Origin of the sequence: Streptomyces sp. TRM70350 (genome assembly GCF_019219825.1) — a bacterium.
Taxonomy (GTDB): Bacteria; Actinomycetota; Actinomycetes; order Streptomycetales; family Streptomycetaceae; genus Streptomyces.
In genome coordinates this window covers 89,284-112,909 of sequence record NZ_JAHUXH010000003.1, presented here as the reverse complement: position 1 = coordinate 112,909, position 23,626 = coordinate 89,284, and the positions used below count along the sequence as shown (strand labels likewise).

At 71.6% G+C, this 23,626-nt stretch carries 19 protein-coding genes and 2 pseudogenes; 6 read left to right on the top strand and 15 right to left on the bottom strand.

Annotated elements, in window-relative coordinates:
• Positions 1-5: 5 nt before the first annotated feature.
• Both KWI83_RS06485 and KWI83_RS06480 read right to left on the bottom strand, forming a co-directional pair.
• A complete protein-coding gene (locus KWI83_RS06485) occupies positions 6-1,673 on the bottom strand; it encodes a class I adenylate-forming enzyme family protein (protein ID WP_218513319.1) in 1,668 nt (555 codons plus the stop codon).
• Positions 1,670-2,434 (bottom strand): SDR family oxidoreductase, encoded by a 765-nt coding sequence (locus KWI83_RS06480; protein ID WP_218513318.1) that lies wholly within the window; start codon positions 2,432-2,434, stop codon positions 1,670-1,672. Before KWI83_RS06480 ends, KWI83_RS06485 begins: the two co-directional genes overlap by 4 nt.
• Before the next feature lie 204 nt (positions 2,435-2,638).
• On the opposite strand from KWI83_RS06480, the gene KWI83_RS06475 reads away from it, so the two are divergent.
• Entirely contained in the window at positions 2,639-3,871 is a 1,233-nt protein-coding gene (locus KWI83_RS06475; protein WP_218513317.1) for an exo-beta-N-acetylmuramidase NamZ domain-containing protein, read from the top strand.
• Positions 3,872-3,928: 57 nt separating this feature from the next.
• Here the strand turns inward: KWI83_RS06475 and KWI83_RS06470 are convergent, their stop codons facing one another.
• A complete protein-coding gene (locus KWI83_RS06470) occupies positions 3,929-6,727 on the bottom strand; it encodes a penicillin acylase family protein (RefSeq protein WP_218513316.1) in 2,799 nt (932 codons plus the stop codon).
• Positions 6,728-6,937: 210 nt separating this feature from the next.
• Between KWI83_RS06470 and KWI83_RS06465 the strand changes: the two genes are divergently transcribed.
• On the top strand, positions 6,938-7,540 hold the full coding sequence (locus tag KWI83_RS06465) for a hypothetical protein (RefSeq protein WP_218513315.1): 603 nt from the start codon (positions 6,938-6,940) through the stop codon (positions 7,538-7,540).
• Positions 7,541-7,835: 295 nt separating this feature from the next.
• On the opposite strand, the gene soxR is transcribed toward KWI83_RS06465, so the two are convergent.
• A complete protein-coding gene (gene soxR / locus KWI83_RS06460) occupies positions 7,836-8,303 on the bottom strand; it encodes a redox-sensitive transcriptional activator SoxR (protein WP_218513314.1) in 468 nt (155 codons plus the stop codon).
• A 119-nt stretch (positions 8,304-8,422) separates the two neighbouring features.
• Here soxR and KWI83_RS06455 point away from each other — a divergent pair, with 119 nt between their 5' ends.
• Entirely contained in the window at positions 8,423-8,884 is a 462-nt protein-coding gene (locus KWI83_RS06455; protein ID WP_218513313.1) for a MaoC family dehydratase, read from the top strand.
• 37 nt (positions 8,885-8,921) lie between these two features.
• Here KWI83_RS06455 and KWI83_RS06450 read toward each other — a convergent pair whose 3' ends face one another.
• The 3 genes from KWI83_RS06450 to KWI83_RS06440 all read right to left on the bottom strand — a co-directional run bounded on the left by KWI83_RS06450 (position 8,922) and on the right by KWI83_RS06440 (position 11,132).
• Complete coding sequence (locus KWI83_RS06450; protein ID WP_218513312.1) at positions 8,922-9,566, bottom strand: TetR/AcrR family transcriptional regulator; 645 nt, start codon at positions 9,564-9,566, stop codon at positions 8,922-8,924.
• A gap of 73 nt (positions 9,567-9,639) precedes the next feature.
• Positions 9,640-9,927, bottom strand: coding sequence for a YiaA/YiaB family inner membrane protein (locus KWI83_RS06445; RefSeq protein ID WP_218513311.1), 288 nt, complete (start codon positions 9,925-9,927; stop codon positions 9,640-9,642).
• 53 nt (positions 9,928-9,980) lie between these two features.
• The gene (locus KWI83_RS06440) at positions 9,981-11,132 is read right to left on the bottom strand and encodes an acyl-CoA dehydrogenase family protein (RefSeq protein ID WP_218513310.1); all 1,152 of its coding nucleotides are present in this window, start codon (positions 11,130-11,132) and stop codon (positions 9,981-9,983) included.
• 89 nt (positions 11,133-11,221) lie between these two features.
• On the opposite strand from KWI83_RS06440, the gene KWI83_RS06435 reads away from it, so the two are divergent.
• The 3 genes from KWI83_RS06435 to KWI83_RS06425 all read left to right on the top strand — a co-directional run bounded on the left by KWI83_RS06435 (position 11,222) and on the right by KWI83_RS06425 (position 13,740).
• On the top strand, positions 11,222-11,863 hold the full coding sequence (locus KWI83_RS06435) for a TetR/AcrR family transcriptional regulator (RefSeq protein WP_218513309.1): 642 nt from the start codon (positions 11,222-11,224) through the stop codon (positions 11,861-11,863).
• A gap of 47 nt (positions 11,864-11,910) precedes the next feature.
• On the top strand, positions 11,911-12,621 hold the full coding sequence (locus KWI83_RS06430; protein ID WP_218513308.1) for a helix-turn-helix transcriptional regulator: 711 nt from the start codon (positions 11,911-11,913) through the stop codon (positions 12,619-12,621).
• A gap of 177 nt (positions 12,622-12,798) precedes the next feature.
• Entirely contained in the window at positions 12,799-13,740 is a 942-nt protein-coding gene (locus tag KWI83_RS06425; protein WP_374106278.1) for a DMT family transporter, read from the top strand.
• On the opposite strand, the gene KWI83_RS06420 is transcribed toward KWI83_RS06425, so the two are convergent.
• From KWI83_RS06420 to KWI83_RS06385, 8 genes and pseudogenes are all read right to left on the bottom strand, one after another.
• The gene (locus KWI83_RS06420) at positions 13,732-15,051 is read right to left on the bottom strand and encodes an MFS transporter (protein ID WP_218513307.1); all 1,320 of its coding nucleotides are present in this window, start codon (positions 15,049-15,051) and stop codon (positions 13,732-13,734) included. The two genes, KWI83_RS06425 and KWI83_RS06420, sit on opposite strands and share 9 nt — an antisense overlap.
• 203 nt (positions 15,052-15,254) lie before the next feature.
• A complete protein-coding gene (locus tag KWI83_RS06415; RefSeq protein WP_218513306.1) occupies positions 15,255-16,340 on the bottom strand; it encodes a Zn-dependent alcohol dehydrogenase in 1,086 nt (361 codons plus the stop codon).
• A 14-nt stretch (positions 16,341-16,354) separates the two neighbouring features.
• The gene (locus tag KWI83_RS06410) at positions 16,355-17,743 is read right to left on the bottom strand and encodes an aldehyde dehydrogenase family protein (RefSeq protein WP_218513305.1); all 1,389 of its coding nucleotides are present in this window, start codon (positions 17,741-17,743) and stop codon (positions 16,355-16,357) included.
• Positions 17,744-17,853: 110 nt separating this feature from the next.
• Complete coding sequence (locus KWI83_RS06405) at positions 17,854-18,312, bottom strand: DUF3574 domain-containing protein (RefSeq protein ID WP_218513304.1); 459 nt, start codon at positions 18,310-18,312, stop codon at positions 17,854-17,856.
• A 361-nt stretch (positions 18,313-18,673) separates the two neighbouring features.
• Positions 18,674-18,924: pseudogene (locus KWI83_RS06400) on the bottom strand (carboxymuconolactone decarboxylase family protein); the annotation flags it as partial.
• A pseudogene (locus tag KWI83_RS06395) lies at positions 18,923-19,619 on the bottom strand (MFS transporter); the annotation flags it as partial. The pseudogenes KWI83_RS06395 and KWI83_RS06400, both read right to left, overlap by 2 nt.
• 37 nt (positions 19,620-19,656) lie before the next feature.
• The gene (locus KWI83_RS06390; protein ID WP_218513303.1) at positions 19,657-21,057 is read right to left on the bottom strand and encodes a CitMHS family transporter; all 1,401 of its coding nucleotides are present in this window, start codon (positions 21,055-21,057) and stop codon (positions 19,657-19,659) included.
• 121 nt (positions 21,058-21,178) lie between these two features.
• Positions 21,179-23,443 carry a molybdopterin oxidoreductase family protein gene (locus tag KWI83_RS06385; RefSeq protein WP_218513302.1) on the bottom strand — a complete coding sequence of 755 codons (2,265 nt, stop codon included), beginning with the start codon at positions 23,441-23,443 and terminating at the stop codon, positions 21,179-21,181.
• Positions 23,444-23,626 lie beyond the last annotated feature (183 nt).

Genomic DNA, 23,626 nt, shown 5'->3' with positions numbered 1-23,626 from the left:
ATGTCCTACTGACTTTCGTGAGAACGGGAACGCAACTCCCGACGGAGGATCTTCCCACTCGCCGTCTTCGGCAAGTCGGGCAGGATCTCCACCTGCCTCGGGTACTTGTAGGCGGCCAGTCTCTCCTTGCAGTACGCCGCGAGCTCCTCGGGGTCCGACGCGGCCCCCGGACGGAGGCTGATGTAGGCCTTGACGGTCTCTCCCCGGTACCCGTCGGGCACCCCGACGACCGCCGCCTCGCGCACCGCCGGATGGGTGTAGAGCACGTCCTCCACCTCGCGCGGCCAGACCTTGAAGCCGGACGCGTTGATCATGTCCTTCTTGCGGTCGACGACGTACAGCCAGCCGTCGGCGTCCATGAACCCGATGTCACCGGTGCGCAGCTCACCGCCGGGGAAGGTCTCGGCGGTGGCGTCGGGCCGCCGCCAGTAGCCGGGCACGACCTGCGGCCCGCGGACGACGATCTCGCCCTGCTCGCCGAAGGGCACCTCCGCGCCCTTGTCGTCGACGATCCGCACGACGGTGTCGGGCCCGGGCACGCCCACGGCCAGCGTGCCGGAGGCGGGGTCGACGGGCGCCTCACGGCCGGGCGGGACGAAGGCGCAGGGCGCGGTGCACTCGGTGAGCCCGTAGCCGTTGCGGATGTACGGCCCGAATCCGGCCCGGAACTTCTCCACCAGCGCGGGCGGCAGCGGCGCGCCGCCGGAGGAGATGATCCGGAACGAGGAGAAGTGGTCGCGGGTGACCGACGGGTGGGCGGCCAGCGCCATGAAGGCGGTCGACGGCCCGACCGCGTAGTGCGGCCGGTGCTCGGCGAACGCGTCCAGGACGACCCCCGCCTCGAAGCGGTACGCCAGCACCAGCGTGCCCGCGCTGTTCAGACACGCCCCGAACTGGCAGACCATGCCGGTGATGTGGAACAGCGGCGCCATCGCGAAGTACACCGGCGCCTCGGGCAGCCCCAGCCCGGTCCGCTGCCGCTCGGCGTTGTACATGATGTTGCCGTGGGTGTTGGTGGCCCCCTTGGGGGTGCCGCTGGTGCCGGACGTGTAGCTGATCAGCGCGATGTCGTCCGGGCCGGGCGCGCGGCCCTCCGGCGCCTTGTCACCCGCCCGCGCGACGGCGGTCAGGTCGTCGGCGTCCTGGGCCTGCGCCGACCGCTCGAAGGTCAGCACGCGCGCGTCCCCCCGGGTTTGGAAGTCCAACTCACACGCGGTGAGCACGATCCGCACCGGCGAGTCGGCCGCCGTCTCGCGCAGATACGACTCCCAGGCGCGGTCGGAGCAGATCAGCGCGGCCACCTCGCCGTCCCGCAGCACATGGCGGACCTCCCCCGACTTGTACATCGGGTTGACCGGCAGGACCACCGCGCCCGCCTTCCAGGCGCCCAGCACGGCGAGCACGAAGTGCGGCGAGTTCTGCAGCAGCACGGCGACCCGGTCACCCCGCGCCACGCCCCGCGCGGCGAGGTGCCCGGCGACGGAGTCGCTCAGCTCGTCGACCTCGCGATAGCTCAGCCGCCCGTCGAAGTAGGCGAGGAACGTCCGCTCCGGTGCCTCGGCGGTGACCCGGCGCAGGGCGTGCACCAGGGAGGCGTCGGGACTGACGGGGGCCCGCTGGGCCTCGTCGAGCAGCGCCAGCCAGGGCTTGGCCGCGTATCGGGAGCCGGTCACTGGGCCGCCTCCCACTTCTGCTGGAGGTGGTTCATGTTGGTCAGCCAGCGGTCCGGATCGGCGGCCCTGGCCTGGTAGTACCCGGCGACCTCGGGGTGCGGCAGGATCAGGAACCGGTCCTCCTCGATCCCCTTGAACAGCGCGTCCGCCACGTCCTCGGGCTCGACCGCCGTCGGCACCAGCACCAGGTCGCCCGCGCTGCCGGTGGCGGCGAGCATGTCGGTGCGCACGCCCTGGGGGCAGATGGCGTGCACCTTCACACCCCGGTGGCGGTACGTCAGGGACAGCCACTCGGCGAAGGCGTAGGCGCCGTGCTTGGTGACGCTGTAGGGCGCGGCACCGATCATGGTGAGCAGTCCGGCGGCCGACACGGTGGACACGAAGCGCCCGCTGCCGCGCTCCAGCCACTCGGGGAGCAGCGCCTGGGCGGCACGCACGTGTGCCATCACATTGACGTCCCAGGCCAGCGCCCAGACCTCCTCGGCGGCCGCCTCGGAACCGCCGGAGCCGACTCCGGCGTTGGCGCAGTAGACGTCCACCACCCCGCCGAGCGCGTCCTTGGCCTCGGCGACGATCGCGGAGGCGTCGCCGGGGACGGCGATGCCGCCGATCTCGTCGGCGACGGCCTTGGCCTTGTCCGCGTCCAGGTCGTTGACCACGACCCGGCCGCCCGCGGCGGCGAACCGGCGGGCCAGCGCGGCCCCGATCCCGCCCCCTGCCCCGGTGACGACCACTCCGGCACCCTGCACGGCTCCCACCATCGGCCTCCTTCGACACGAAACGGCTCTGCCCCGAGCGGCCAGACTAACCGGTCGGTATGTAGCAAGGGAAGGGTGGGCAAACGCCCTCAGGGGCGCGGGGCTGTATCGATGTGCGGCTCCGCCGCGTGGGCGCGACCGGCCCCCACCGGCCCGCAGCCTGCAACACTCCTGCGGGAGCGCTCCTCACACACCGGAGGTCACCGCATGAAGCTGCCCAGACGCACCCTCCTCGCGGGCACCGCAGCCCTCACGGCAACCGCGACTCCCGCCGCCGCGGTCCCCCCACACCGCTCCCTCCGCACGGGCTTCGAACGCCTCACCGCCGAAGGCTACGCCCTCCTGGACGGCGACCGCGTAGGAATCGTCACCAACCCCACCGGCGTCACCAGGGACGTACGCCACATCGTCGACGTGATGCACGCCGACGACCGCGTGAACCTCACCGCCGTCTTCGGCCCCGAGCACGGCTTCCGCGGCACCGCGCAGGCGGGCGGCTCCGAAGGCCGCTACGACGACCCGGCGACCGGCCTGCCGGTCTACGACACGTACGGCAAGAGCGGTCAGCCGCTGGCCGACGTCTTCACGGCGTCCGGCGTGGACACGATCGTCTTCGACATCCAGGACGTGGGCGCGCGCTTCTACACGTACATCTGGACCCTGTACGACTGCATGGAGGCGGCCCGGCTCGCGGGCAAGCGCGTCGTCGTGCTGGACCGGCCGAACCCGGTGACCGGCAGATCGGCCGAAGGGCCCGTGCTGCACAAGGAGTTCGCCACGTTCGTCGGCCGGCAGCCGATCTCGCAGGCGCACGGCATGACGGTCGCGGAGCTGGCGCTGCTGTTCAACGAGGAGTTCCTGACCTCGCCGGTGCGCCTGGACACCGTCCGCATGACCGGGTGGCGGCGGTCGGACTTCTACGACGCCTCCGGGCTGCCGTGGGTGCCGCCGAGCCCCAACATGCCCACGCCGGACACCGCTGTGGTGTACCCGGGCACGTGTCTCTTCGAGGGCACCAACCTCTCCGAGGGCCGCGGCACCACCCGCCCCTTCGAACTGCTCGGCGCGGAGGGCGTCGACCGCCGGTGGGCGGCGGCCGCGGGCGAACTCGGCCTGCCGGGCGTGCGCTTCAGGGAGGCGTACTTCGCGCCCACCTTCTCCAAGTTCCAGGGGAAGACCATCGGCGGCGTACAGCTCCATGTGCACGACCGGGCGGCGTTCGACCCGGTCCGCACCGGGATCGGCCTCCTGATCACCGCCAAGCAGTCCTGGAGCGGCTTCGCCTGGCGCTCCGACAACTGGATCGACAAGCTCACCGGCTCCTCCCTCGTCCGCACGATGATCGACGCCGGGGCGTCCACCGACGACGTGGTGGCGGGCTGGCAGCAGGAGCTGGCGGCGTTCCGGAAGATGCGGAAGCGGTACCTCCAGTACCGCTGAGCCACGCCATGACCTGGCGGCGGGCCTGATCGGCAGGCCCGCCGCCGCATACACGGATCACCTGTGGGACGTGAACTCCACGACCTGCTGGTACGTCGGCCGGTTCTGCCAGCTGATCTTTCCGTGGCCGATCCCGCCCAGGGGGCGGTGGATGACCGAGTCGGCGCACCACTGGTCGCCCGCTGCGCACTGCTCGTCACCGGGGTAGACCTGGGCAGCCGTCCGCCCGGCGGCCTCCTTCAGGGTGCTGATCAGCGTGTCCCGGCAGGCGCTGAGGCTGCCGTCGCCGCAGTAGGTGCGGGCGAGCGGCCCCCGGACCTGTTCCCCGAGCACCGTACGGATGTCCTTGTCGACATAGCTCCACCACCCGTACTGGAAGGCGCTTCCGGCGTGCGCGCCGGTCGGGCCGTGGGCGGCGGACGGGGACTCGTCGACAGGCAGGTTGGCGGTGATCGCGGAGAAGAGGTCGCTGCCCAGGCCGGGTTCGAACTCGGCCTTCACCAGCAGCGGCCACCAGGCGTCCAGGATGCGGATCGCGTCGGCGTGGGCGTACTTCTTCGCACCCGCCGAGGTCTCCGTCCGCAGGGATCCCGCCGACACCCAGGCGGACAACGTGCTCACCGCCGCCGCGGCCGTCGTATCCGTCACCGGCGCGCTGTTGATCACCTTGAGCAGCTTCGGCAGGACGTCCTCCGCCCGCAGGTCGGCGAGCCCCGCCTCGGCCATGGCCTTCACCAGCGAGGCCCGTGTCACGCCACCGGCCCCGACGAGTTTCCGCACCCGGTCGTCGAGCAGATTGCCGCGGTGCACCGACCCGTTGCCCCAGGGCGCGGCCGTGTAGTCCTCGGCCTGCTTGTTGTTCCAGGAGATGTAGTAGTCCTGGTCGATGGAGTTCGGGTGCTGGGACGGCGCGGTGTAGGAGGCGGTGTTGGTGTCGGGGTTCCAGTTCCGCCACTCGTACGCCGGCCGCGCCCACACCGGGAACTCCGCGTCGACGCCGCTCGCGCGGACCGGGTTGTCGCCGCTGTTGTAGTACGCGGTGTGCTCGGAGTCGGCGTAGAACCAGTTGAAGGTGTAGTTGATGTGCTGCACCGCCCTCTGGAAGCTCTCGGGGCCGGTCACGTAGTCGGGGTCGTTCAGCATCTGGAAGCCGATGATCGAGTCGGCCTCGTGCAGGAAGGACGAGCGCAGGGTGGTGTAGGCGACCTTCTTGCCGTCGACGGTGGCGCGATGGGTGACGGGGCCGTACTTCGTCCGCCACACCCGCATCGTGTACGAACCGGCCGCCGTGCCGTCGGCCACGGTCGGCTTCCAGGCGTTCTTCTGCTCGACCTTCTCCATCGGCGTGCAGGTGCCGCGGTAGAGGTAGTGGTAGTCGTCCTGGCAGAGCTCGACGGCGTAGGTGTCGATGATGTCCTGGCCGGAGGTGGTCGCGCTCCAGGCGTAGTCCTGGCCGCGGCCCAGTTCGACGTAGAAGCTCAGGCCCGCGAAGGAGGCGCCGCGGGCACTGATGCCGGGGCCCTGGATCTCCTGGAGCATCAGCAGCTGCGGGGCGAAGTAGCCGGTCTGCGGGCCGAAGACGGCGATCGGGTGGCCGCTCTCGGTGTGTTCGCCGCTCACCACCAGGGCGTTGGACATCCCGCGCCGGGCGGAGGTGACGGCGTTCGCGGCGGCGTCCGCCGAGGCCTCGGCGGCACTTGAGCCGGCCGCGCTGCCCGTACGGTCGTGGACCAGTTGCTCCGGGGTCACCGATCCGGCGTCGGGCAGGGCCGCGCCCTGCGGGTCGGCGGGCTTCTGGCCGTACGGATAGCTGCCGTCGTGGAGGGTGAGGACGGCCTCGGGGTCGTTGCGCATCCGGAAGGACTCCCACACCCTGGTGCCCTCCGCCACGCCGTACTTGGACTGCGCGGCGAGCAGCGACAGGGCGTTGTTGACCTCGCCTCCGCCGCCCGCGCCGAACAGCGCGCCGACCACGGAGGCCAGGGCGACCAGGTCGGTGGGCTTGAACTTCTCGATGGTGCCGGCGTTGGTGATGGAGTCCTTGTGGCCGGTCAGGACGTACTCGCCGGGGAAGTAGCGGCCGTTGTCGGAGGCGGCGATGTAGGCGTTGATGCCGTCGACGTAGGCGTTGACGTCGGCCAGAGCCTGCCGCCCGCGCTCGCCGTGCGCGGCGACGGCATTGTCTATCTGCGCCTGGAGGTCGGCCTCGGTGTAGGGCGCGTGGCGCCAGAACTGCTGTTCCAGGCCCTGGTTGGCGGGCGCGCCGCCCGCGAAGGAGGTCAGCTGTCCGCGTCCGACGTGGCGGAAGACGTCCATCAGCCACAGCCGGTCCTCGGCGGCCGCATAGCCGGCGCCGAACTCGGTGCCGTATCGGGTGGTACCGGTGATGTGCGGTATGCCCGTCTTCTTGTCGCGGACGATCGTCACGTCGCTGCGGCCGGCCGGCCTGACGGAGGAGGCGACTTGATCGGCGGGCACCCCGAAGGACGCGTCGTTGAAGAAGGTGCTGATCGTGGCGTCGGTGAGGGTGGAGTAGCCGGTGGCCAGGTTCGCGTAGGGGCCGAGCTGGTCGCCGGCGTGCGCGGGTTGGGCGCCGAAGGCCTGGTGGAGCAGGATCTGGGCGAGGGTGGCGTTGCCGTTCTGGCCGGGCGGCAATATGTCCGAGCACTGATTGCCGCAGTGGTCGGTGACCGCCGCTGTTTCGGCGGCCGGGGCCTCGGGGGCCGCCGCCGCTGTGGAAAGCGGGGACAAAAGACTGGCAATCAGGACGCATACGGAAGCGGTCTTCAGGAACCCGAGGGATCTGTGGGGAGTTCTCAGTCTGTCGAGGGCGTTACGTGGGGTGCGCCGTGGCATGGCAGCTCCTCCCGACACGGGGTGGGCCGGACGTTACCGCCGGTTATCCCCGGCTTTGAAGATGAACATGCGTCATTTTCACGAGTGGCAGGGACCGGCAGGACGTCGGATGGAGCCGAATCGCTGGTCGATACGTCTATTCGGCGACGTCCGTAGGACGACGCCGAAGTGACCGAAGTACAGGTGCAGTTGTGACGGAGGTGCAAGGCGATGGCCGGTTTCCGGAGTCTGGCGAGACAGGTACGCGACCCCCGGTGCGATCTGGCGCTACGGCGCTATTCGCTGCGCAAGTGCCTTGAGCGGTTCGCTCCCTACGGGCACAGGGCGACGTGGGACCACCTGTGCACCCGGGCCGGGTTCGGCCCGGAGGACCGTTCTCCCGATCCGGCGCGGCTCGTGGCCGCGTTGGAGGAGCTGGAGGAGGCGCGGGCGGTGTGGCTGGCGTATGAGGTCGAGTTCGCCGAGCGCCGCAAGAAGGAGAAGCACGACGGGCTGCGCCGGCCGGGCACGGTGGACGACTGGCACCGGCTGACCTGGGGCGGGTTCGGGGTCGCCTGGTGCGACGACCCCCAGGTGCACCCGGACGAGCCGCTGGCGGAGGTGCTGCGGCGGCTGATCGCCGCGCTGGAGCGCGAGCCGGGATCGGCGTGCCCCGTGTGTGGCGGGGAGCGCCTGGTGTGGAAGTACGGCCTGGACCACGAGCCCTCGTCGGGTCCGGTCTGCACGGACTGCGGAATCCTCGTCCCGCGTCCCGTGCTCACACCCGAGGCCCTGGCGTACGCCAGGCGCGAACGGCTGCTGATGTCCGCCTAGTTCATGAGGGGGCGGTGCGAAGGGGATGCCGCACCGTTCCCGACCGGCACGAAGCCGGGCGCCCAGTGGACCGTAGCAACCGGTAAACCGGTCGCACCACCCCTTTCGCATACGGACAGTTGGAGGCGATGAAACCCAGCTGAGCGCGGAAGGGCGGGACCGAGTACGAGTGACCGCCGGGGCGGCGGTCCCCCCGGTGAGGCGCTTGATGCGCACCCCCGCGCTGCGGTCACCGCCTGCGGCCAGCGCCGGGTCGGGTGCGGCAGCGCGCGTCGCCGGGCAACCGCCCCTCGCCCTATCCGGCGTTCGGGCGTTCCACCAGCAGGCGCGAGCCCGCCAGGCGTTCCCCGAAGACGTCGTCGGGGTTGGACAGGACGCAGGTCTCCAGGGAGAGGCAGCCGCAGCCGATGCAGTCCGTGAGGTGGTCGCGCAGCCGGTTGAGCTGCCTGATCCGCTGGTCCAGCTCAGAGCGCCAGGCCTCGGACAGGCGGGCCCAGTCCTCCTGGGTGGGCGTGCGCTCCTCGGGCAGCTCGGCGAGCGCCTCGCGGATCGTGGCCAGCGGGATGCCGACCCGCTGGGCGGCCCGGATGAAGGCGACGCGGCGCAGCGTGTCCCGGGTGTAGCGGCGCTGGTTGCCCGCGGTGCGGCGGCTGCTGATCAGGCCCTTGGCCTCGTAGAAGTGCAGGGCGGAGACGGCGGTGCCGCTGCGCGCCGCGAGCTGGCCGACCGTGAGTTCGTGGATCTTCTCGGGAATCTGGGGCACCTCTCGAAGCCTACCGAGTCCATGACGGGTCCGGTCCGTTGACAGGGGCCCACGCCACGACCATGCTAAGCAGTTGCTTAGACATGAGCATCTGACGTCGCTACGCGAGAGGCCGGGACATGGCAGAGCCGAGGATCTTCACGTCCGTCGACGAGCTCAGGGCGGCGGTGGGCGAGCAGCTGGGGTACACCGACTGGCTGGAGATCGACCAGAAGCGGATCGACCTGTTCGCCGAGGCCACCGGCGACCACCAGTGGATCCACGTCGACCCGGAGAAGGCCGCCACGGGCCCCTTCGGTACGACGATCGCGCACGGCTACCTCACGCTCTCCCTGCTGCCGCTCTTCGGACCACAGCTGATCGGCGTCGAGGGCGTGCAGATGGGCGTCAACTACGGCACCAACAAGGTCCGCTTCCCCGCCCCCGTCCCGGTCGGCTCCCGGCTGCGCGCCACCGCGAGGATCACCGGCGTCGAGGACGTGACCGGCGGCGTGCAGGTGACCGTCGCCTTCACCGTGGAGCGCGACGGCGGCGACAAGCCGGTGTGCGTGGCGGAGTCGGTGTCGCGGTACTACCTCTGAGCGGCCACTGACTCCGAGCGGCACACACCCTGAGCGGCTACTCCCGCCCCGCCGGGGCCTTCCGTACCCCCACCATCCGCAGCACGAGGTCGGCGTACAGCGCGCCGACCTCGTCAGGCGTCCAGGGCCCCTGGATGTTGAACCAGCGCGCCACGTCGATGCACAGCGACAGCACGGCGAGCGTCGTGCCCCGCACGTCGAGCACGTCGAACTCGCCCGCCGTGACACCGTCCTCGATGATGCCGCGCACCTCGTCGTCGCACTTCCGGCGCAGCGCGACGATCTCCGCGCGCGCCTCGGGGCCGAGCGAGTCCAGCTCGTACTGCACCACACGCGCGGTGGTACGCCCCCCGGCGTGCCAGCGGACGAAGGAGCTGACCGCGTCGGCGAGCCGCTCGGTCGCGGTGCCCTCGCGCCGGGACGCCGTGCGCAGGATGTCGAGGGCCCGCTCGTGGCCGATCCTGCTGATGCGGTGCAGCAGCTCTTCCTTGGTCTTGTAGTGGATGTAGAGCGCGGCCGGGCTCATCCCGGCGCGGCCCGCGATGTCACGGGTCGTGGTGGCGTGGTAGCCGCGCTCGGCGAAGGCCTCCACGGCGGCGACCAGCAGTCGCCGGGCCGCCTCAGGGGTGACCTCGGCCCACGGCTGCATCTCGCCGCCGACCGTCTCCTCCGCCGTGCTCATCACTCGCTCGCCCCTCTCGCCACCGGAGGCACCACCATACCGCCGAAGGTGAGCGGGCGCTTAGCGAGGCCGCTCAGAGCTTCTCGAAGGGATCGTGCTCGGCGAGCAGCTTCTCCAGCCTGGCCTGATCCACCCGGCTCACCAGCTGCCCCGCCTCCTGCCGGTCCCGGATGACCTTGGCGAGGGTGAAGGCGGACGTGACGAGGTAGAGGACGGCGATACCGAGGAAGGCGCGCACCCAGGGGTCGGCCTCCAGCTGGAAGATGCCGATGGCGGTGGCGGCCAGGGCGACGGCGAACGACGCGACGGCCTGGCCGTAGAAGGCGGCCGTGCTCTGCTGTTTGACCGGTGTGTCACTCATGGGCCCCAGCATGTGCGCGGGTGGCCCGCGCCACATCCGCTCTGCTACTCAGATCAGAACGCCGAAACCCCCGTCAGCGCCCGCCCGATGAGCAGCTTCTGGATCTGGCTCGTGCCCTCGTAGAGGGTCATCACGCGGGCGTCGCGCAGCAGTTTGCCCGCCGGGTACTCGTCGATGTAGCCGTAGCCGCCGAAGACCTGCAGCGCGTTGTTGGCCGCGCGCACGGCCGCCTCCGAGGCGAAGAGCTTGGCCTTGGAGGCCTCGGTGGCGAACGGCAGGCCGCGGTCGATCAGGTCGGCGACCCGCCAGGTCAGCAGCCGGGCCGCGTCGACGTCCACGGCGATGTCGCTGATCAGCTCCTGGACGAGCTGGTGGTGGGCGATGGACTTGCCGAACTGCTCGCGCTCGCCCGCGTGGCGGACCGCCGCGTCGAGCGCGGCCTGGGCGATGCCGACGCATCCGGCCGCGACCGACATCCGCCCCTTGGCGAGGGCGGACAGGGCGACGGAGAACCCCTTGCCCTCCGGTCCGAGCAATGCGGCGGCGGGCACCCGGACGTCCTGAAGGACCAGTTCGGCGGTGGCCTGGCCGCGCAGGCCGAGCTTGCCGTGGACTGTGCGGCGGGTCAGTCCGGGGGTGTCGGCCGGCACGAGGAAGGCGGAGACGCCCTTGTGGCCGGGCGCGTCGGTGGACCGGGCGAAGAGCAGGACGACGTCGGCCCAGGTGCCGTTGGTGATGAACATCTTGCTGCCGTTGATGACGTAGTCGCCGCCGTCGCGGACCGCGCGGGTGGTGAGGTTCCCGGCGTCGGAGCCGGTGCCCGGCTCGGTCAGGCCGAAGCAGCCGACGTACTCCCCGGAGGTCAGGCCCGGCAGCCAGCGCCGCTTCTGCTCCTCACCGCCCCAGGCGGCGACGGTCTTGGCGACCAGGCCGAGGGAGACGGAGACGATGCCGCGCACGGAGGAGTCACCGCGGCCGAGTTCCTCCGTGACCAGGCAGTAGGCGAGATGGTCGCCGCCGCTGCCGCCGTACTCCTCATCGATGGTCAGGCCGAGGAAGCCGACCTCGCCGAGCTTCTTGACGATCCCCCGGTCGACTTCCTCCGCGCGGTCCCAGGTGATGACGTTGGGGGCGATCTCACGGTCCACGAAGTCCCGGGCGAGCCGCCGTACGGCGGTCTGCTCCTCGCTGAGCTCCAGGTTCATGACACGTCACCCCACAGGAAGGCACACCTTGAAAGGCGTACATTTAAATTAGCAGTGCTAGTTTCCGGCTCAGCCCTACTATGTGCGCCATGGCCCGACCGCGCAAGCCCCTGCTCAGCACCGACCGGATCGTCGAGACGGCCCGGGCGCTGGTGGACACGGAGGGCCTCGCCGCCGTCTCCACCCGGCGGCTCGCGGCGGAGCTCGGTGTGAGCGGGCCCTCCCTCTACAACCACTTCAGCACCAAGGACGAGATCCTGGAGGCGGTCGCCGACTCGGTCAGCGCGCAGGTCGACCTGTCGATGTTCGAGGACGGGCGGGACTGGCGGACGGCCCTGCACGACTGGGCGGTCTCCTACCGGGCCGCCCTGCGCGACCACCCGAACATCGTCCCGGTCCTGGCCCGCGGCCCCGGTCGCCGCCCGGCCGCGCTGCGGCTCGCGGACGCGGTCTACGGCGCGATGGTCGACGCGGGCTGGCCACCGGCGCAGGCCACCTCCATCGGCGCGCTGATGCGGTACTTCATCATGGGCTCCGCGCTCGGCTCGTTCGCCGGGGGCTTCGTGACCGACGAGAGCGCGTACGACCCCGCCGACTATCCCCACCTCGGGCAGGCGCACCTCCTCGCCGAGCGGCAGGAGAAGATCGACGAGCGGGCCTTCGAGACGGGGCTCACGGCGCTGCTGGACGGGTTGGCGCGGCAGTACGCGCAGGTCGGGCGGGCCACCTAGCCATCCTTCGGCAGCCGCCGAAGTGTCCGTGCCGCATCCTGGGACGCATGGCCACCCCAGCCCCCGAGGCACCGCAGCTGGCCCGGCTCGCCGCCCTCATCGCCGACGAGACCCGGGCCGCCTGTCTGCTGGCGCTGCTCGACGGACGGGCGTGGACCGCCGGTGAGTTGGCGCGGCATGCCGGGGTCGCCGCGTCGACGCTCAGCGAGCATCTGAGCAAGCTCGTCGCGGGCGGGCTGCTCGCCGAGGAGCGGCAGGGGCGGCATCGGTACGTACGGCTGGCCGACGCGCGGGTCGCCCAGCTCGTGGAGGACCTCGCCGCGCAGGTCTCGCCCAGTGCCGTCGTACGGCCCCGGAACCTGCGGGAGTCCAGCGCGGGATCCGCCATGGCGCGGGGCCGCACCTGCTACGACCACCTGGCCGGGCGGCTCGGCATCGCGGTCACCGACGCGCTGACCGCACGCGGGCTGCTACGGCAGGACACCGGGTTCGCGCTGACGGACGCCGGGCTCGGGTGGTTCGACAGCGCCGGCATCCGCCTCGACCGTACCGGCCGCCGCCCGCTGGCCCGTGCCTGCCTCGACTGGACCGAACGCCGCCCTCATCTCGCGGGCGCCGCGGGCGCGGCGCTGTGCCGGCATGCGCTGGACGCGGGGTGGTGCGTACGGATCGGGTCGGAGCGGGCGGTGAAGGTGACTCCGTCGGGGGAGCGGGCGCTGCAGGAGCTGCTCGGTGTCGAAGCGGCGGTACTGCGCTGACCGGCTACTGGGCTGGGGGCTTCTCCGATGTGCCGAGTGCGGGAGCATCGTGGCTGGTCGTGCCCACGCGGCGGAGCCGCACATCGATACAGCCCCGCGCCCCTTGAGGGGCGCTGCCGACGACCCCGTCCGACATCCGCGAGCCTCCCCCATCCACCACCTCCTAGCCTCTGGAGCATGATGAACGCCTCCCCTGCCCGCCGTACGGAACTGCTCGCCGCCGGAGCCGCCACCGTCACCGTCGTCCTGTGGGCCTCCGCCTTCGTCTCCATCCGCAGCGCGGGGGCGGAGTACTCGCCGGGCGCGCTCGCGCTGGGGCGGCTGCTCGTCGGCTCCCTGGTGCTGGGGGTCATCTGCCTCATACGGCGGGAGGGCTTGCCCCCTCGGCCGGCCTGGCCCGGGATCGCGGTATCGGGCCTGCTGTGGTTCGGCTTCTACAGCGTCGTGCTGAACTGGGGCGAGCAGCAGGTGGACGCCGGTACGGCAGCGCTCGTCGTGAACATCGGGCCCATCCTCATCGCACTGCTGAGCGCCCGGCTGCTCGGTGATCCGATGCCGCCGCGGCTGCTGGCCGGGATGGCGGTGTCGTTCGCCGGTGCGGTGACCGTGGGACTGTCGATGTCGGGCAGGGGTGGTTCCTCGGCGCTCGGAGTGGTGCTGTGCCTGCTCGCGGCCGTCGGGTACGCGGGCGGTGTCGTGGCGCAGAAGCCGGCGCTCGGCCATGCGAGCGCGCTTCAGGTGACGACGTACGGGTGTCTGGTCGGCGCGGCCCTCTGTCTGCCCTTCACCAGGCAGCTGATCAGCGAGGCGGCCCACGCCCCCATCTCCGCCACGCTCAACGTGGTCTACCTGGGCGTCTTTTCGCTGGCGCTCGCCTTTACGACGTGGGCGTACGCCCTGTCCCGTACGACCGCCAGCCGCATGGGCGCGACGACGTACGCCGTCCCCGCCCTGGTCGTGCTGATGTCGTGGCTGGCGCTCGACGAGGTGCCGGGGCTGCTCACGCTGGCGGGCGGGGCGCTGTGTCTGGTGGGGGTCGCCGTGTCGCGGTCCCGGAAGCGGTCTGCTCGGGTCGTGGCGGCCGCGCCACAACCCGAGCAGACCCGGGAATCAGCGTGAACGCGCCCTGCCCGCCAGGACCTTGATGGACAGCAGCGCGATCACGGCGAGGCCGATGATGTAGCCGGACACCGCCATCGACGTGCCGGTCGCCTCCAGGAGCAGCACCATGATGAACGGGGCCAGTCCGCCGCCGAACACGGCCGCGATCTGGTAGCCGAGCGAGGCGCCCGTGTAGCGCATCTCGGGCGTGAACAGCTCGGCGAACAGGGCGGCCTGGGGGCCGTACATGATGCTGAGGAAGCAGCTGGCGACGAAGGTGCCGACCGCCAGCCACAGCAGCGAACCGGTGTCGATCAGCAGGAACAGCGGTACGGCCCACAGCGTGATGCCCACCGCGCCGAGCGCGTAGATCCTGATCCGGCCGACACGGTCGGAGAGCGCGGCGGAGACGGGGATCAGGACGAGCTGGGTGAGGCTGACGCAGAGGGAGACGGTGAGGACCGCGCCGCGGTTCATGCCGAGTTCGCGGGTGGTGTAGTCGAGGACGCCGGTGATGAGGATGTAGAACGTCGCGGTGTTCACGGCGAACGAGCCGCCGGCGAGCAGGACCGTGCCGAGGTGGTGGCGCAGGATCGTGCGCAGCGGGCTGCTCTGCTCCGACTTCTCCTGCTCGGCCAGCGCCTTCTCCGCCTCCCGGAACTCGGGGGTCTCCTCGACGCGGGTGTGGATGTACCAGGCGAGCCCGAGCACGAGGACGCCGACCAGGAAGGGCACCCGCCAGCCCCAGGCCGCGAACGCGGACTCCGAGGTGAGCGCGCCGGCCAGCAGGAAGACCGTGTTCGCGGTCACCACGCCGATGGGGACGCCGAGTTGGACGACGCTGCCGTAGACGCCGCGCTTGCCCTCGGGGGCGTACTCGGTGGCCAGCAGCATCGCGCCGCCCCACTGGGCGCCGACGGCGACGCCCTGCGCGACACGGAAGGCGACGAGCAGGATCGGCGCGGCGACGCCGATCGTCTCGTACGTGGGGAGGAGACCGATGCCGGTGGTGGCGACGCCCATGAGCGTGAGCGCGAGGACCAGCATCGGCTTGCGGCCGCGCTTGTCGCCGAGGTGACCGGCGACGATGCCGCCGAGAGGGCGGGCGAGGAAGCCGACGGCGAAGGTGGCGAAGGCGGCGAGTACGCCGGCGGTGGGGCTGCCGGCGGGGAAGTACAGGTCGCCGAGGATCAGGGCGGCGGCGATGCCGAAGACGAAGTAGTCGTACCACTCGACGGCCGACGCGAGGGCGGCGGCGGTGGCGACCCGGCGGCGGTGCGGGGCGGCCGGGGTGGTGGTGAGCGGCTGGGCGGAAGGTGCCGTGTCCATGCGTGCACACTCCGGTGGGTGCGGGGACGGGACGGGGGGGCGGCTGGGATTTCCGGGAACGTACTGACCGGACGGTATGGACGTCAACGGGTCGTGCGGCAGGACTTTTGCCTGTACATGGCACGGAGAGCCGTTCGCGGCGTGCCGAAGCCCCGGCCGTCCGAAGAGGGCCGGGGCGCGCGCCGACGGGTGCGGGGTGGGGGCTAGAAGACCACCAGTGCCCGTCCCCCCTTGCCCGCCAGCATGTTCTCGAACGCCGCCGGGATGCCGTCCAGGGCGATCCGTTCCGTCACCAGCGCCGAGAGGTCGAGGCGGCCCGCGCGGATGTGGTCGGCCAGGACCGGCAGGTCCTGCTCGGGGTGGGAGTTGCCGTAGACGCAGCCCGAGAGGGTGCGGCCCCAGTGGAAGATCTCCAGGGCGTTGAAGGTGACCTGCTGGTCCTTGCCGCCGATGCCGACCACCGTCGTACGGCCGCCGCGGCGGGTGGAGTCCCAGGCCGTGCGGATGGTGACCGCCCGGCCCACGCACTCCACCGCCACGTCGACGCCCTGCTTGCCGGTCAGGGCGCGGATCTCGCGGGCGGTGGCGTCGGAGGCGACGACGTAGTCGGTGGCGCCGGCCGCGCGGGCCAGTTCCTCCTTCTCCGGGGAGACGTCCACCGCGATGATCCGCGACGCGCCCGCGATGCGCGCCGACTGGAGCGCCGCGAGGCCCACGCCGCCGACGCCGAACACCGCGACCGTCTCGCCCGGCCGCACCTTCGCCGAGTGGTGGACGGCGCCGTAGCCCGTGAGGACCGCGCAGCCCAGGAGCGCCGCGTCGGTCAGGGGCACGTCCGGCGGGGCGGGCAGCGCGCAGGAGGTCGGCACGACCGTCTCCTCGGCGAACGCCGCCACGTTCAGCCCGGGGTGCAGCTCGGCGCCGTCGGACGTGCGGTGGGCGTGGACGCCGGCGGAGCCGTTCAGGGCGTTGGCGCACAGCCACACCTCGCCGCGGGCGCAGGCGGGGCAGTCGCCGCAGGACGGGGCCCAGTTGAGGACGACGCCGTCGCCGGGCGCGAGGTGCGTGACCCCTTCGCCGACGGCGACGACCGTGCCCGCGCCCTCGTGGCCGAGGACGGCCGGGACCGGGACGCGCATGGTGCCGTTGGACAGGGAGAGGTCGGAGTGGCACACCCCGGCCGCGGCGAGGCGGACCCGGACCTGGCCGGGGCCGGGCTCGGGAAGGTCGATCTCCGTGACCTCCAGCGGGGCACCGACAGCCGGAAGGACGGCGGCACGCACAGCCATGGCAGTGAACTCCCTTAGAACTGGAGGGACTTGGTCTGGAGGTACTCGGCCAGGCCGTGCACGCCGAGTTCCCGGCCCACGCCCGACTGCTTGTACCCGCCGAAGGGCGCGAGCGGGTTGAAGCGGCCGCCGTTGATGTCGACCTGGCCGGTCTCCATCCGGCGCGCGAAGGCCACCGCCTCGGCCTCGTCGCCCGCCCAGACCGCGCCGGCGAGCCCGTACGCGGTGCCGTTTGCGATCCGCAGGGCGTCGTCCTCGTCCTCGTACCGCAGGATCGACAGGACCGGCCCGAAGATCTCCTCCTGGGCGATGGTCATCTCCGGCGTGACGTCCGCGAAGACGGTGGGGCTGACGAAGTAGCCACGCTCACGCGGGGATTCCACGCCGCCCGCGACCAGCCGGGCGCCCTCGGCCACGCCCTTCTCGACGTAGCCGCGCACCCGGTCCCGCTGCCGGGCGTTCACGAGGGGCCCGATGCGGTCGCCGTACTTGGCGGCCGCGGCGACGGCCAGCTCGACGGCGGCGGTGTACTGCGCGGAGTGCACCAGCATCCGGGTCCACGCGCTGCACGTCTGCCCGGAGTTGGCCATCACGTTGGCGACGCCGACGCCCACCGCCCTGGCCAGGTCGGCGCTGGGCAGGATGACGTTGGCGGACTTGCCGCCCAGTTCCAGGGCGACCTTCTTCACCGCGGCTCCGGCGGTGGCGGCGATCTGCCCGCCGACCGCCGTGGAGCCGGTGAAGGACACCATGTCGACCCCGGGATGCTCGGCGAGCGCCTGCCCGGCCACCGGGCCGAGGCCGGTGACCAGGTTGAAGACACCGGCCGGGAAGCCCGCCTCGTGCACGGCCTCCGCGAAGGCCTGCGCGGTCAGCGGGGTGTCCTCGGCGGGCTTCAGGACGACCGTGCAGCCCGCGGCGAGGGCCGGGGCGGCCTTGGCGACGATCTGGTGCAGGGGGTAGTTCCACGGCGTGATCGCGCCGACCACGCCGACCGGCTCCTGGTAGACGGTCGAGTTGCCGATCTTCTCCTCGAACGCGTACGTCGCGGCCAGCTCGGCGTACGAGCCCGCGACCACGATCGGCGCGCCCATGTGCACCGCCTGCGAGAAGGGCAACGGCGAACCCAGCTCGGCGGTGATCGTCCCGGCGATCTCGTCCTTGCGGGCGGCCAGCACGTCCCGCAGGGCGGCCAGGCGCGCGGCCCGCTCGGCGGGCGGTGTCGCGGACCAGGCCGGAAGGGCGGCGCGGGCGGCCCGCACGGCCCGGTCCACGTCCTCGGCGGTGCCCGCGGGAACCCGGCCGATGACCTCCTCGTCGGCCGGGTTCACGACCTCGATCCCGTCCTGGCCTGCGGCGGGGCGCCAGGCACCGTCGATGTACATCCCGTCCCGGGCCTTCATGGCCCACCTCCCGAACTGCGGCGTCGTCCATACGTCGGCACCCAAACTAGCGGCGATAGTTTTTGCGCGCCAGGGTCCGCCGAGAGGGTACGGCAACGCCGCCGACCGGCTCAGAAGTCGACCCGCACTTGATCGTCCACGCGCCCGACCGACTCCTGTCCGAAGGCCTTCTCGTAGTCCCGGCGGATCTCCTCGATCTTCCGGTCCCTGGCCGCCGCCTCGCCCACCGGATAGAGCAGGATCAGCTCGTACGACCGCTCCTTCTCGATCGTGCCGCTCGCGTCCCGCCACTGCCCGCGCCCGCTCTGCACGGTCAGCCCGTCCGGGAAGTCCGGCGTCACCTCCTTGTCGACGAAGGCCATGAACTGCCGGTCCGTGACCGCCGGTCCGCCATCGGGCCGCGCGGTGCCGAAGAGAAGCCGGGTCTCGGCGTACGGCTCGCCGCGCACTGGCGTGGGAGCGGCGGTGGTCTCCGCCCCGAGGGTGGCGTACGCGGTGGGCGCCCCGACGGCGAGCAGAGCGGTGGCGGTCGCCAAGGCGACGCGGGTGCGGGTGAGTCGAAGAGTCATGCCCCATCCCTTACCGGGCCCGGGGCCAGGGGATGCGGCGGCCGCGCCGAAGGACCGGAATCCGTCGGCCGTACGGGAGCGCAGGGGGCGCATTCGGGGTGGGCGGAGGCGTGCGGTGGGGCCGGGCGGTCGCTCCGGCCTGCGAACGGGGCGGCACGAAGGGCCGCGCCCCGCCCGGGGTCGCCCATCACAGAGCGCAGCTCCCGGCCGCAAGCCCAACCGCCACGAGGCGCCGCCTCACCCTGCGAGCCGGAACCCTGCGAAACGCCGCTGCCGGTCCGGACAGACCTGTTTCTCCGGGCACCGCTTCTTCCTGGACGTTAGGAATGCGCGGCCTCCGGGGGATGACGCCCCGCCCGGCTTACCAGGTCTTGCCGGCCTGCTCCCGGACCATGCGGTTGATCCGGTTGAAGAAGTTGGTCATCGCGATCTCCAGGATGATCGCGCCCAGCTGCTCCTCGCTGAAGTGGTCGGCGGCGGCGTCCCAGATCCCGTCGGTCACGCCCGGTGCGCCGTCCTGGAGCCGGGTGCGGCCTCGGTCAGGGCGAGGGCAGCCCGCTCCTCATCGGTGCAGAAGGGCGTCTCGCGCCACGCGACCACGTTGTGCAGCCGCGGTGAGGACATCCGTCGCGGACAGCACGGAGAGGCTGACGAGGATGCCGCCGGGCACTCCCCGGGCTCGCAGGATGCCCCACACGGGGACGCGGTCGCCTTGCGGCGTCGCGGACTTGGGCGTCGTACGGCGATCCTCTATGCGCCACAGCGACGTGAACGCGACCGCGGCGCCCCCGCCCGCGACGAGCAGGGCGAGTGCGCTGCCGCCCGCCATGTCGTGGCCGCCGATCAGCGCACCGGCCGCGATCGGGCCGACCAGCTGGCCGAGCGAGGCGCCGATGGTGAAGTGGCCGAAGTTGCGGTCCTGTTCGTGCGGGGCGGACTGGCGGGCGACCAGGGACTGGGCGCCGATGACGAAGCTGAGGTGGCCGAGGCCCATCACGCCGCTCCAGATCGCCATCGCCTACAGGGAGTCGACGAGGCCGCTGAGCGCGCAGCCGCCGGATATGAGGACGACATCGGCGGGCAGCAGGGTGCGCAGCGGCCGTGGCCGGTACGGCGGCCCAGGGGGACGGCGGCGAACAGCGGGAGCAGGGCGTACACCCCCGCGATCACACCGACCGCCCGTTCGTCCGCGCCCAGCGCGGGGCCCGGTAGGAGACGGCGGGCCGGGCCATCGACACCGCCCCCTGCGCGAAGCTGAAGGCGATGACGAGGCGGAGCAGCCAGCCGCGGTTCCCACCCGGCCCCATGGTCGTGTACCCCCTGAAGGAATCGTCGCCGGATACGTCAGATGATGCCGAACAGGATTCCGGCGCCGAGAATCACCAGGCAGGTCATGGCCGCGTACTTCACCACGAACCGCGTGTGGTCGCCGAACTCGACCTTCGCCATACCGACCAGCACGTACACGGCCGGGACCAGCGGGCTGGACATGTGCAGCGGCTGGCCGACCAGCGAGGCGCGGGCCATCTCCAGCGGTGTGACGCCGTGCGCCGCGCCGGCCTCGGCGAGGACCGGCAGGATGCCGAAGTAGAAGCCGTCGTTGGACATGAAGTAGGTGAGCGGGAGGCTCAGTACGCCGGTGACCAGGGCCATGTGCGGGCCCATGCTGCCGGGGATGATGTCGACCAGCCACTTGGCCATGCTGTCGACCATGCCGGTGCCCTGCAGGACGCCGGTGAAGACGGCGGCGGCGAAGACCATGCCGGAGACGTTGAGGACGTTGTCGGCGTGCGCGGCGAGGCGGGCCTTCTGGTCCGGGATGTTGGGGAAGTTGACGGTGAGCGCGAGGGCGGCGCCGAGCAGGAACAGCACCGGGATCGGCAGCAGTTCCATGATCATGGCGGTGAGCAGGCCGACCGTGAGCAGCGCGTTGAACCAGTACAGCTTGGGGCGCAGGGTGGGCCGGTCGGGGTCGAGGCCTTGGAAGTCGTCGTCGTCCTCAGGGGCGTCGGCGCCGGTGCCGGTGCCCGCACCGCCGGTGGTCGCGGCGCCCTTGCCGGTGCCGGAGCCGCTCGCGACCAGGACCGTCTCCTTCTCCTTCTCCTCCACCAGCACCTCGTCCAGCGTCAGCACGCCGAGCCGCTTGCGCTCGCGCAGACCGAGGACGTACGAGAGGACGATCACGAAGAGCAGACCGACGGCCAGGGCCGGGATCATCGGCACGAAGACGTCGCCGGCGTCCAGCTTCAGGGCGGTGGCGGCGCGGGCGGTCGGGCCGCCCCACGGCAGGGTGTTCATCACGCCGTTCGCCATGGCCGCGACGCCGGTCAGGATGACCAGGCTCATCTTCAGGCGCTTGTACAGCGGGTACATCGCCGAGACCGTGATCATGAAGGTGGTCGAGCCGTCGCCGTCCAGCGAGACGATCCCGGCGAGCAGGGCCGTACCGACGACGATCCGCATCGGGTCGGCCTTGCAGAACTTCAGGATGCCCCGGACGATCGGATCGAACAGACCGACGTCGATCATCACACCGAAGTAGACGATCGCGAACATGAGCATCGCCGCGGTGGGGGCGAGGCTGGAGACTCCGTCGATGACGTAGTCGCCGAGGTGCGCGCCCTTGCCGACGAAGACACAGAACAGTGCGGGGATGAGCACGAGCGCCGCTATCGGCGACATCTTCTTCATCATGATCAGGACCAGGAAGGTCGTGATCATGGCGAAGCCGAGGATGGTCAGCATGTGTGGATACCTAACGTTCGCCCTTGAACTCCCACCTGGGCCGGCGGTGCGACGACGTTAGGTCCCGTCAAGCGGCGTTAACAAGACGTTGACGTGCGAGCAATAAGCGCAAAACTGCTGGTCACAGCTTTGCTGAGGTCAGCGCGGTGAGCTTTTCGGTCACGGCGGAGATCTCCACGGGAACGCCGTTGAGGACCGCGTTGCCGGAGAGCGGGTCGAGCAGGCTGCCGTCGAGGAGCTGGTTGACGTTGACGCCGGGGTCGGTGGCCGCGTGCCTGAGGCGGGTGCCGGGGCGGTCGTGGCCCCAGCCGTGCGGCAGGCTGACGACGCCGGGCCGCACACCGTCGGTGACCTCGGCCGGGGCCGTCACCTCTCCCCCGGCGCCCTTCACGCGTACCGGCGCCCCGTCGCGTACGCCGAGCCGTTCGGCGTCGTCGGGGTGGATGTGCAGGGTGCAGCGGTTGGTGCCGCCGGTCAGGGCGGGCACGTTGTGCATCCAGCTGTTGTTCGATCGCAGATGGCGGCGGCCGACGAGCACGAGGCCGTCGGCGCGCTCGCTCATGGCCTGCCTCAGTCGCGGCAGATCGTCGGCGATCGGGCGGGGCAGCAACTCGACCTTCCCGCTCACCGTCTTCAGCGGCTGCGGCAGCCGCGGCCGCAGCGGGCCGAGGTCGACGCCGTGCGGATGCGCGAGGAGCTTCTCCAGGTTCAGCCCGTCCGGTCGTACGCCGAAACCGTCGCCGTACGGGCCGAGGCGCAGCATCATGTCGAGCCGCCGCTCGGGGCCGTTGTCGCCGGTCAGCCGGTCGGCGAGGTCCCTCGGGTCCCGGCCGTGCACGGGTGAGTGGGCCTCCTTGACCGCCTTGCCGAGGGTCTGGTCGATGACCATCGCGTCGACGGCGGCCGGGTCGGCGCCGTGCATGCCGGAGACGGCCAGGATCAGCCGGGCGAGGATCTCGGTCTCGGCCATCCGGCCCGGCTCCAGCGGGACGGCGGGGCGGGTGTAGCGGACCTGGTTGCGCACGGCGAGGGTGTTGAAGGCGAAGTCGTGGTGGGCGCTCTGGGACGGCGGGGGCGGCGGCAGGACGACGTGGGCGTGGCGGGAGGTCTCGTTGAGGTAGGGGTCGACGCTGACCATGAAGTCGAGCGAGTCGAGGGCCTTGTCGAGCCGGTCGCCGTCGGGTGCGGACAGCACCGGGTTGGCGGCGATGGCGATCAGTGCCCGGATCGGCTCGCCCTCCTCGGTGGCGGTGTCGATCTCCTCGGCGAGCGCGGAGAGCGGCACCTCGCCCTTCGCCTCCGGGTGTTTGCTCACCCGGGAGCGCCAGCGCCCGAGCGCGAAGCCGCGGCCGGGTCCGGCGGGGCGGGGCGTCTTGTCGGTGGCGGCCTGGGGGAAGAGGGCGCCGCCGGGCCGGTCGAGGTTGCCGGTGAGGATGTTGAGGACGTCGACGAGCCAGCTGGCGAGTGTGCCGTGCGGGACCGTGCAGCTGCCGATGCGGCCGTAGACGGCGGCGGTGGGGGCGGCGGCCAGTTCCCCTGCGAGGGCGCGTGTCACGGCGGGGTCGACGTCACAGGCGTCGGCTACGGCTTCGGGAGTGAAGTCCCGTAGCGCTTCCCGGAGTTCGGTCACCCCCTCGACGTGTGGCGTGAGGTCGCCGAGCGCGACCAGGTCCTCCTCGAAGAGGACGTGCGCCATCGCCGCCAGCAGCAGGGCGTCCGTGCCGGGCCGGATGGCGATGTGGCGGTCGGCGAGTTTCGCGGTGCGGGTGCGGCGCGGGTCGATCACGGTGAGCGTGCCGCCGCGGGCCTTGAGGGCCTTCAGCTTGCCGGGGAAGTCGGGGGCGGTGCACAGACTGCCGTTGGACTCCAGCGGGTTGGCGCCGATGAGCAGCAGATGGTCCGTGTGATCGAGGTCGGGCACCGGAATGGCGTTGGCATCGCCGTACAGCAGCCCGCTGGAGACGTGCTTGGGCATCTGGTCGACCGTGGACGCGGTGAACACGCTGCGGGTGCCGAGGGCGCCGAGCAGGACGGGCGGATACAGCGCGCCGGCCATGGTGTGCACGTTGGGGTTGCCGAGGACGACGCCGACGGAGTGGGCCCCGTACCGCTCGACGACCGGCCGTATCCCGGCCGCCACGGCGTCGAACGCCTCCTCCCAACTGGCCTCCCGCAACTCCCCGTCCTCGCGCACGAGCGGTCCGCGCAGCCGGTCGGGGTCGCCGTCGACGGCCCCGAAGGAGGCGCCCTTGGGGCAGATGAATCCCCGACTGAACACGTCGTCACGGTCACCGCGGGCCCCCGTGACCCGGGTCCCCTCGATGGTGAGCGTCAGCCCGCAGGTGGCCTCGCACAGGGGGCAGATTCGCAGGGCGGTGCGGGACACGGGTCCTCCTGGGGTCTGGCGACGGCGATGACGCGCGGACGGGTCGAGCATACCGACCGGTATGCATGGAGGGGAGTCCCTTGCAGGAATGCGCCCCTCCCTTGGGAGCCACACACCCCGGGCCAGGCCCCTTGAACACCAGCACACACGGCCCCGCGAACACCCGCACGCACCACAGTCAGC

What these genes read in the sequence shown, in the direction of transcription:
- KWI83_RS06435 (WP_218513309.1), top strand. Translation starts at nt 11,222, where the DNA reads ATGGCCCGACCGCGCAAGCCCCTGCTCAGCACCGACCGGATCGTCGAG.
- KWI83_RS06455 (WP_218513313.1), top strand. Translation starts at nt 8,423, where the DNA reads ATGGCAGAGCCGAGGATCTTCACGTCCGTCGACGAGCTCAGGGCGGCG.
- KWI83_RS06470 (WP_218513316.1), bottom strand. Translation starts at nt 6,727, where the DNA reads ATGCCACGGCGCACCCCACGTAACGCCCTCGACAGACTGAGAACTCCC.
- KWI83_RS06445 (WP_218513311.1), bottom strand. Translation starts at nt 9,927, where the DNA reads ATGAGTGACACACCGGTCAAACAGCAGAGCACGGCCGCCTTCTACGGC.
- KWI83_RS06405 (WP_218513304.1), bottom strand. Translation starts at nt 18,312, where the DNA reads ATGACTCTTCGACTCACCCGCACCCGCGTCGCCTTGGCGACCGCCACC.
- KWI83_RS06430 (WP_218513308.1), top strand. Translation starts at nt 11,911, where the DNA reads ATGGCCACCCCAGCCCCCGAGGCACCGCAGCTGGCCCGGCTCGCCGCC.
- KWI83_RS06420 (WP_218513307.1), bottom strand. Translation starts at nt 15,051, where the DNA reads ATGGACACGGCACCTTCCGCCCAGCCGCTCACCACCACCCCGGCCGCC.
- KWI83_RS06415 (WP_218513306.1), bottom strand. Translation starts at nt 16,340, where the DNA reads ATGGCTGTGCGTGCCGCCGTCCTTCCGGCTGTCGGTGCCCCGCTGGAG.
- KWI83_RS06390 (WP_218513303.1), bottom strand. Translation starts at nt 21,057, where the DNA reads ATGCTGACCATCCTCGGCTTCGCCATGATCACGACCTTCCTGGTCCTG.
- KWI83_RS06425 (WP_374106278.1), top strand. Translation starts at nt 12,799, where the DNA reads ATGATGAACGCCTCCCCTGCCCGCCGTACGGAACTGCTCGCCGCCGGA.
- KWI83_RS06410 (WP_218513305.1), bottom strand. Translation starts at nt 17,743, where the DNA reads ATGAAGGCCCGGGACGGGATGTACATCGACGGTGCCTGGCGCCCCGCC.
- KWI83_RS06450 (WP_218513312.1), bottom strand. Translation starts at nt 9,566, where the DNA reads ATGAGCACGGCGGAGGAGACGGTCGGCGGCGAGATGCAGCCGTGGGCC.
- KWI83_RS06475 (WP_218513317.1), top strand. Translation starts at nt 2,639, where the DNA reads ATGAAGCTGCCCAGACGCACCCTCCTCGCGGGCACCGCAGCCCTCACG.
- KWI83_RS06440 (WP_218513310.1), bottom strand. Translation starts at nt 11,132, where the DNA reads ATGAACCTGGAGCTCAGCGAGGAGCAGACCGCCGTACGGCGGCTCGCC.
- KWI83_RS06480 (WP_218513318.1), bottom strand. Translation starts at nt 2,434, where the DNA reads ATGGTGGGAGCCGTGCAGGGTGCCGGAGTGGTCGTCACCGGGGCAGGG.
- KWI83_RS06465 (WP_218513315.1), top strand. Translation starts at nt 6,938, where the DNA reads ATGGCCGGTTTCCGGAGTCTGGCGAGACAGGTACGCGACCCCCGGTGC.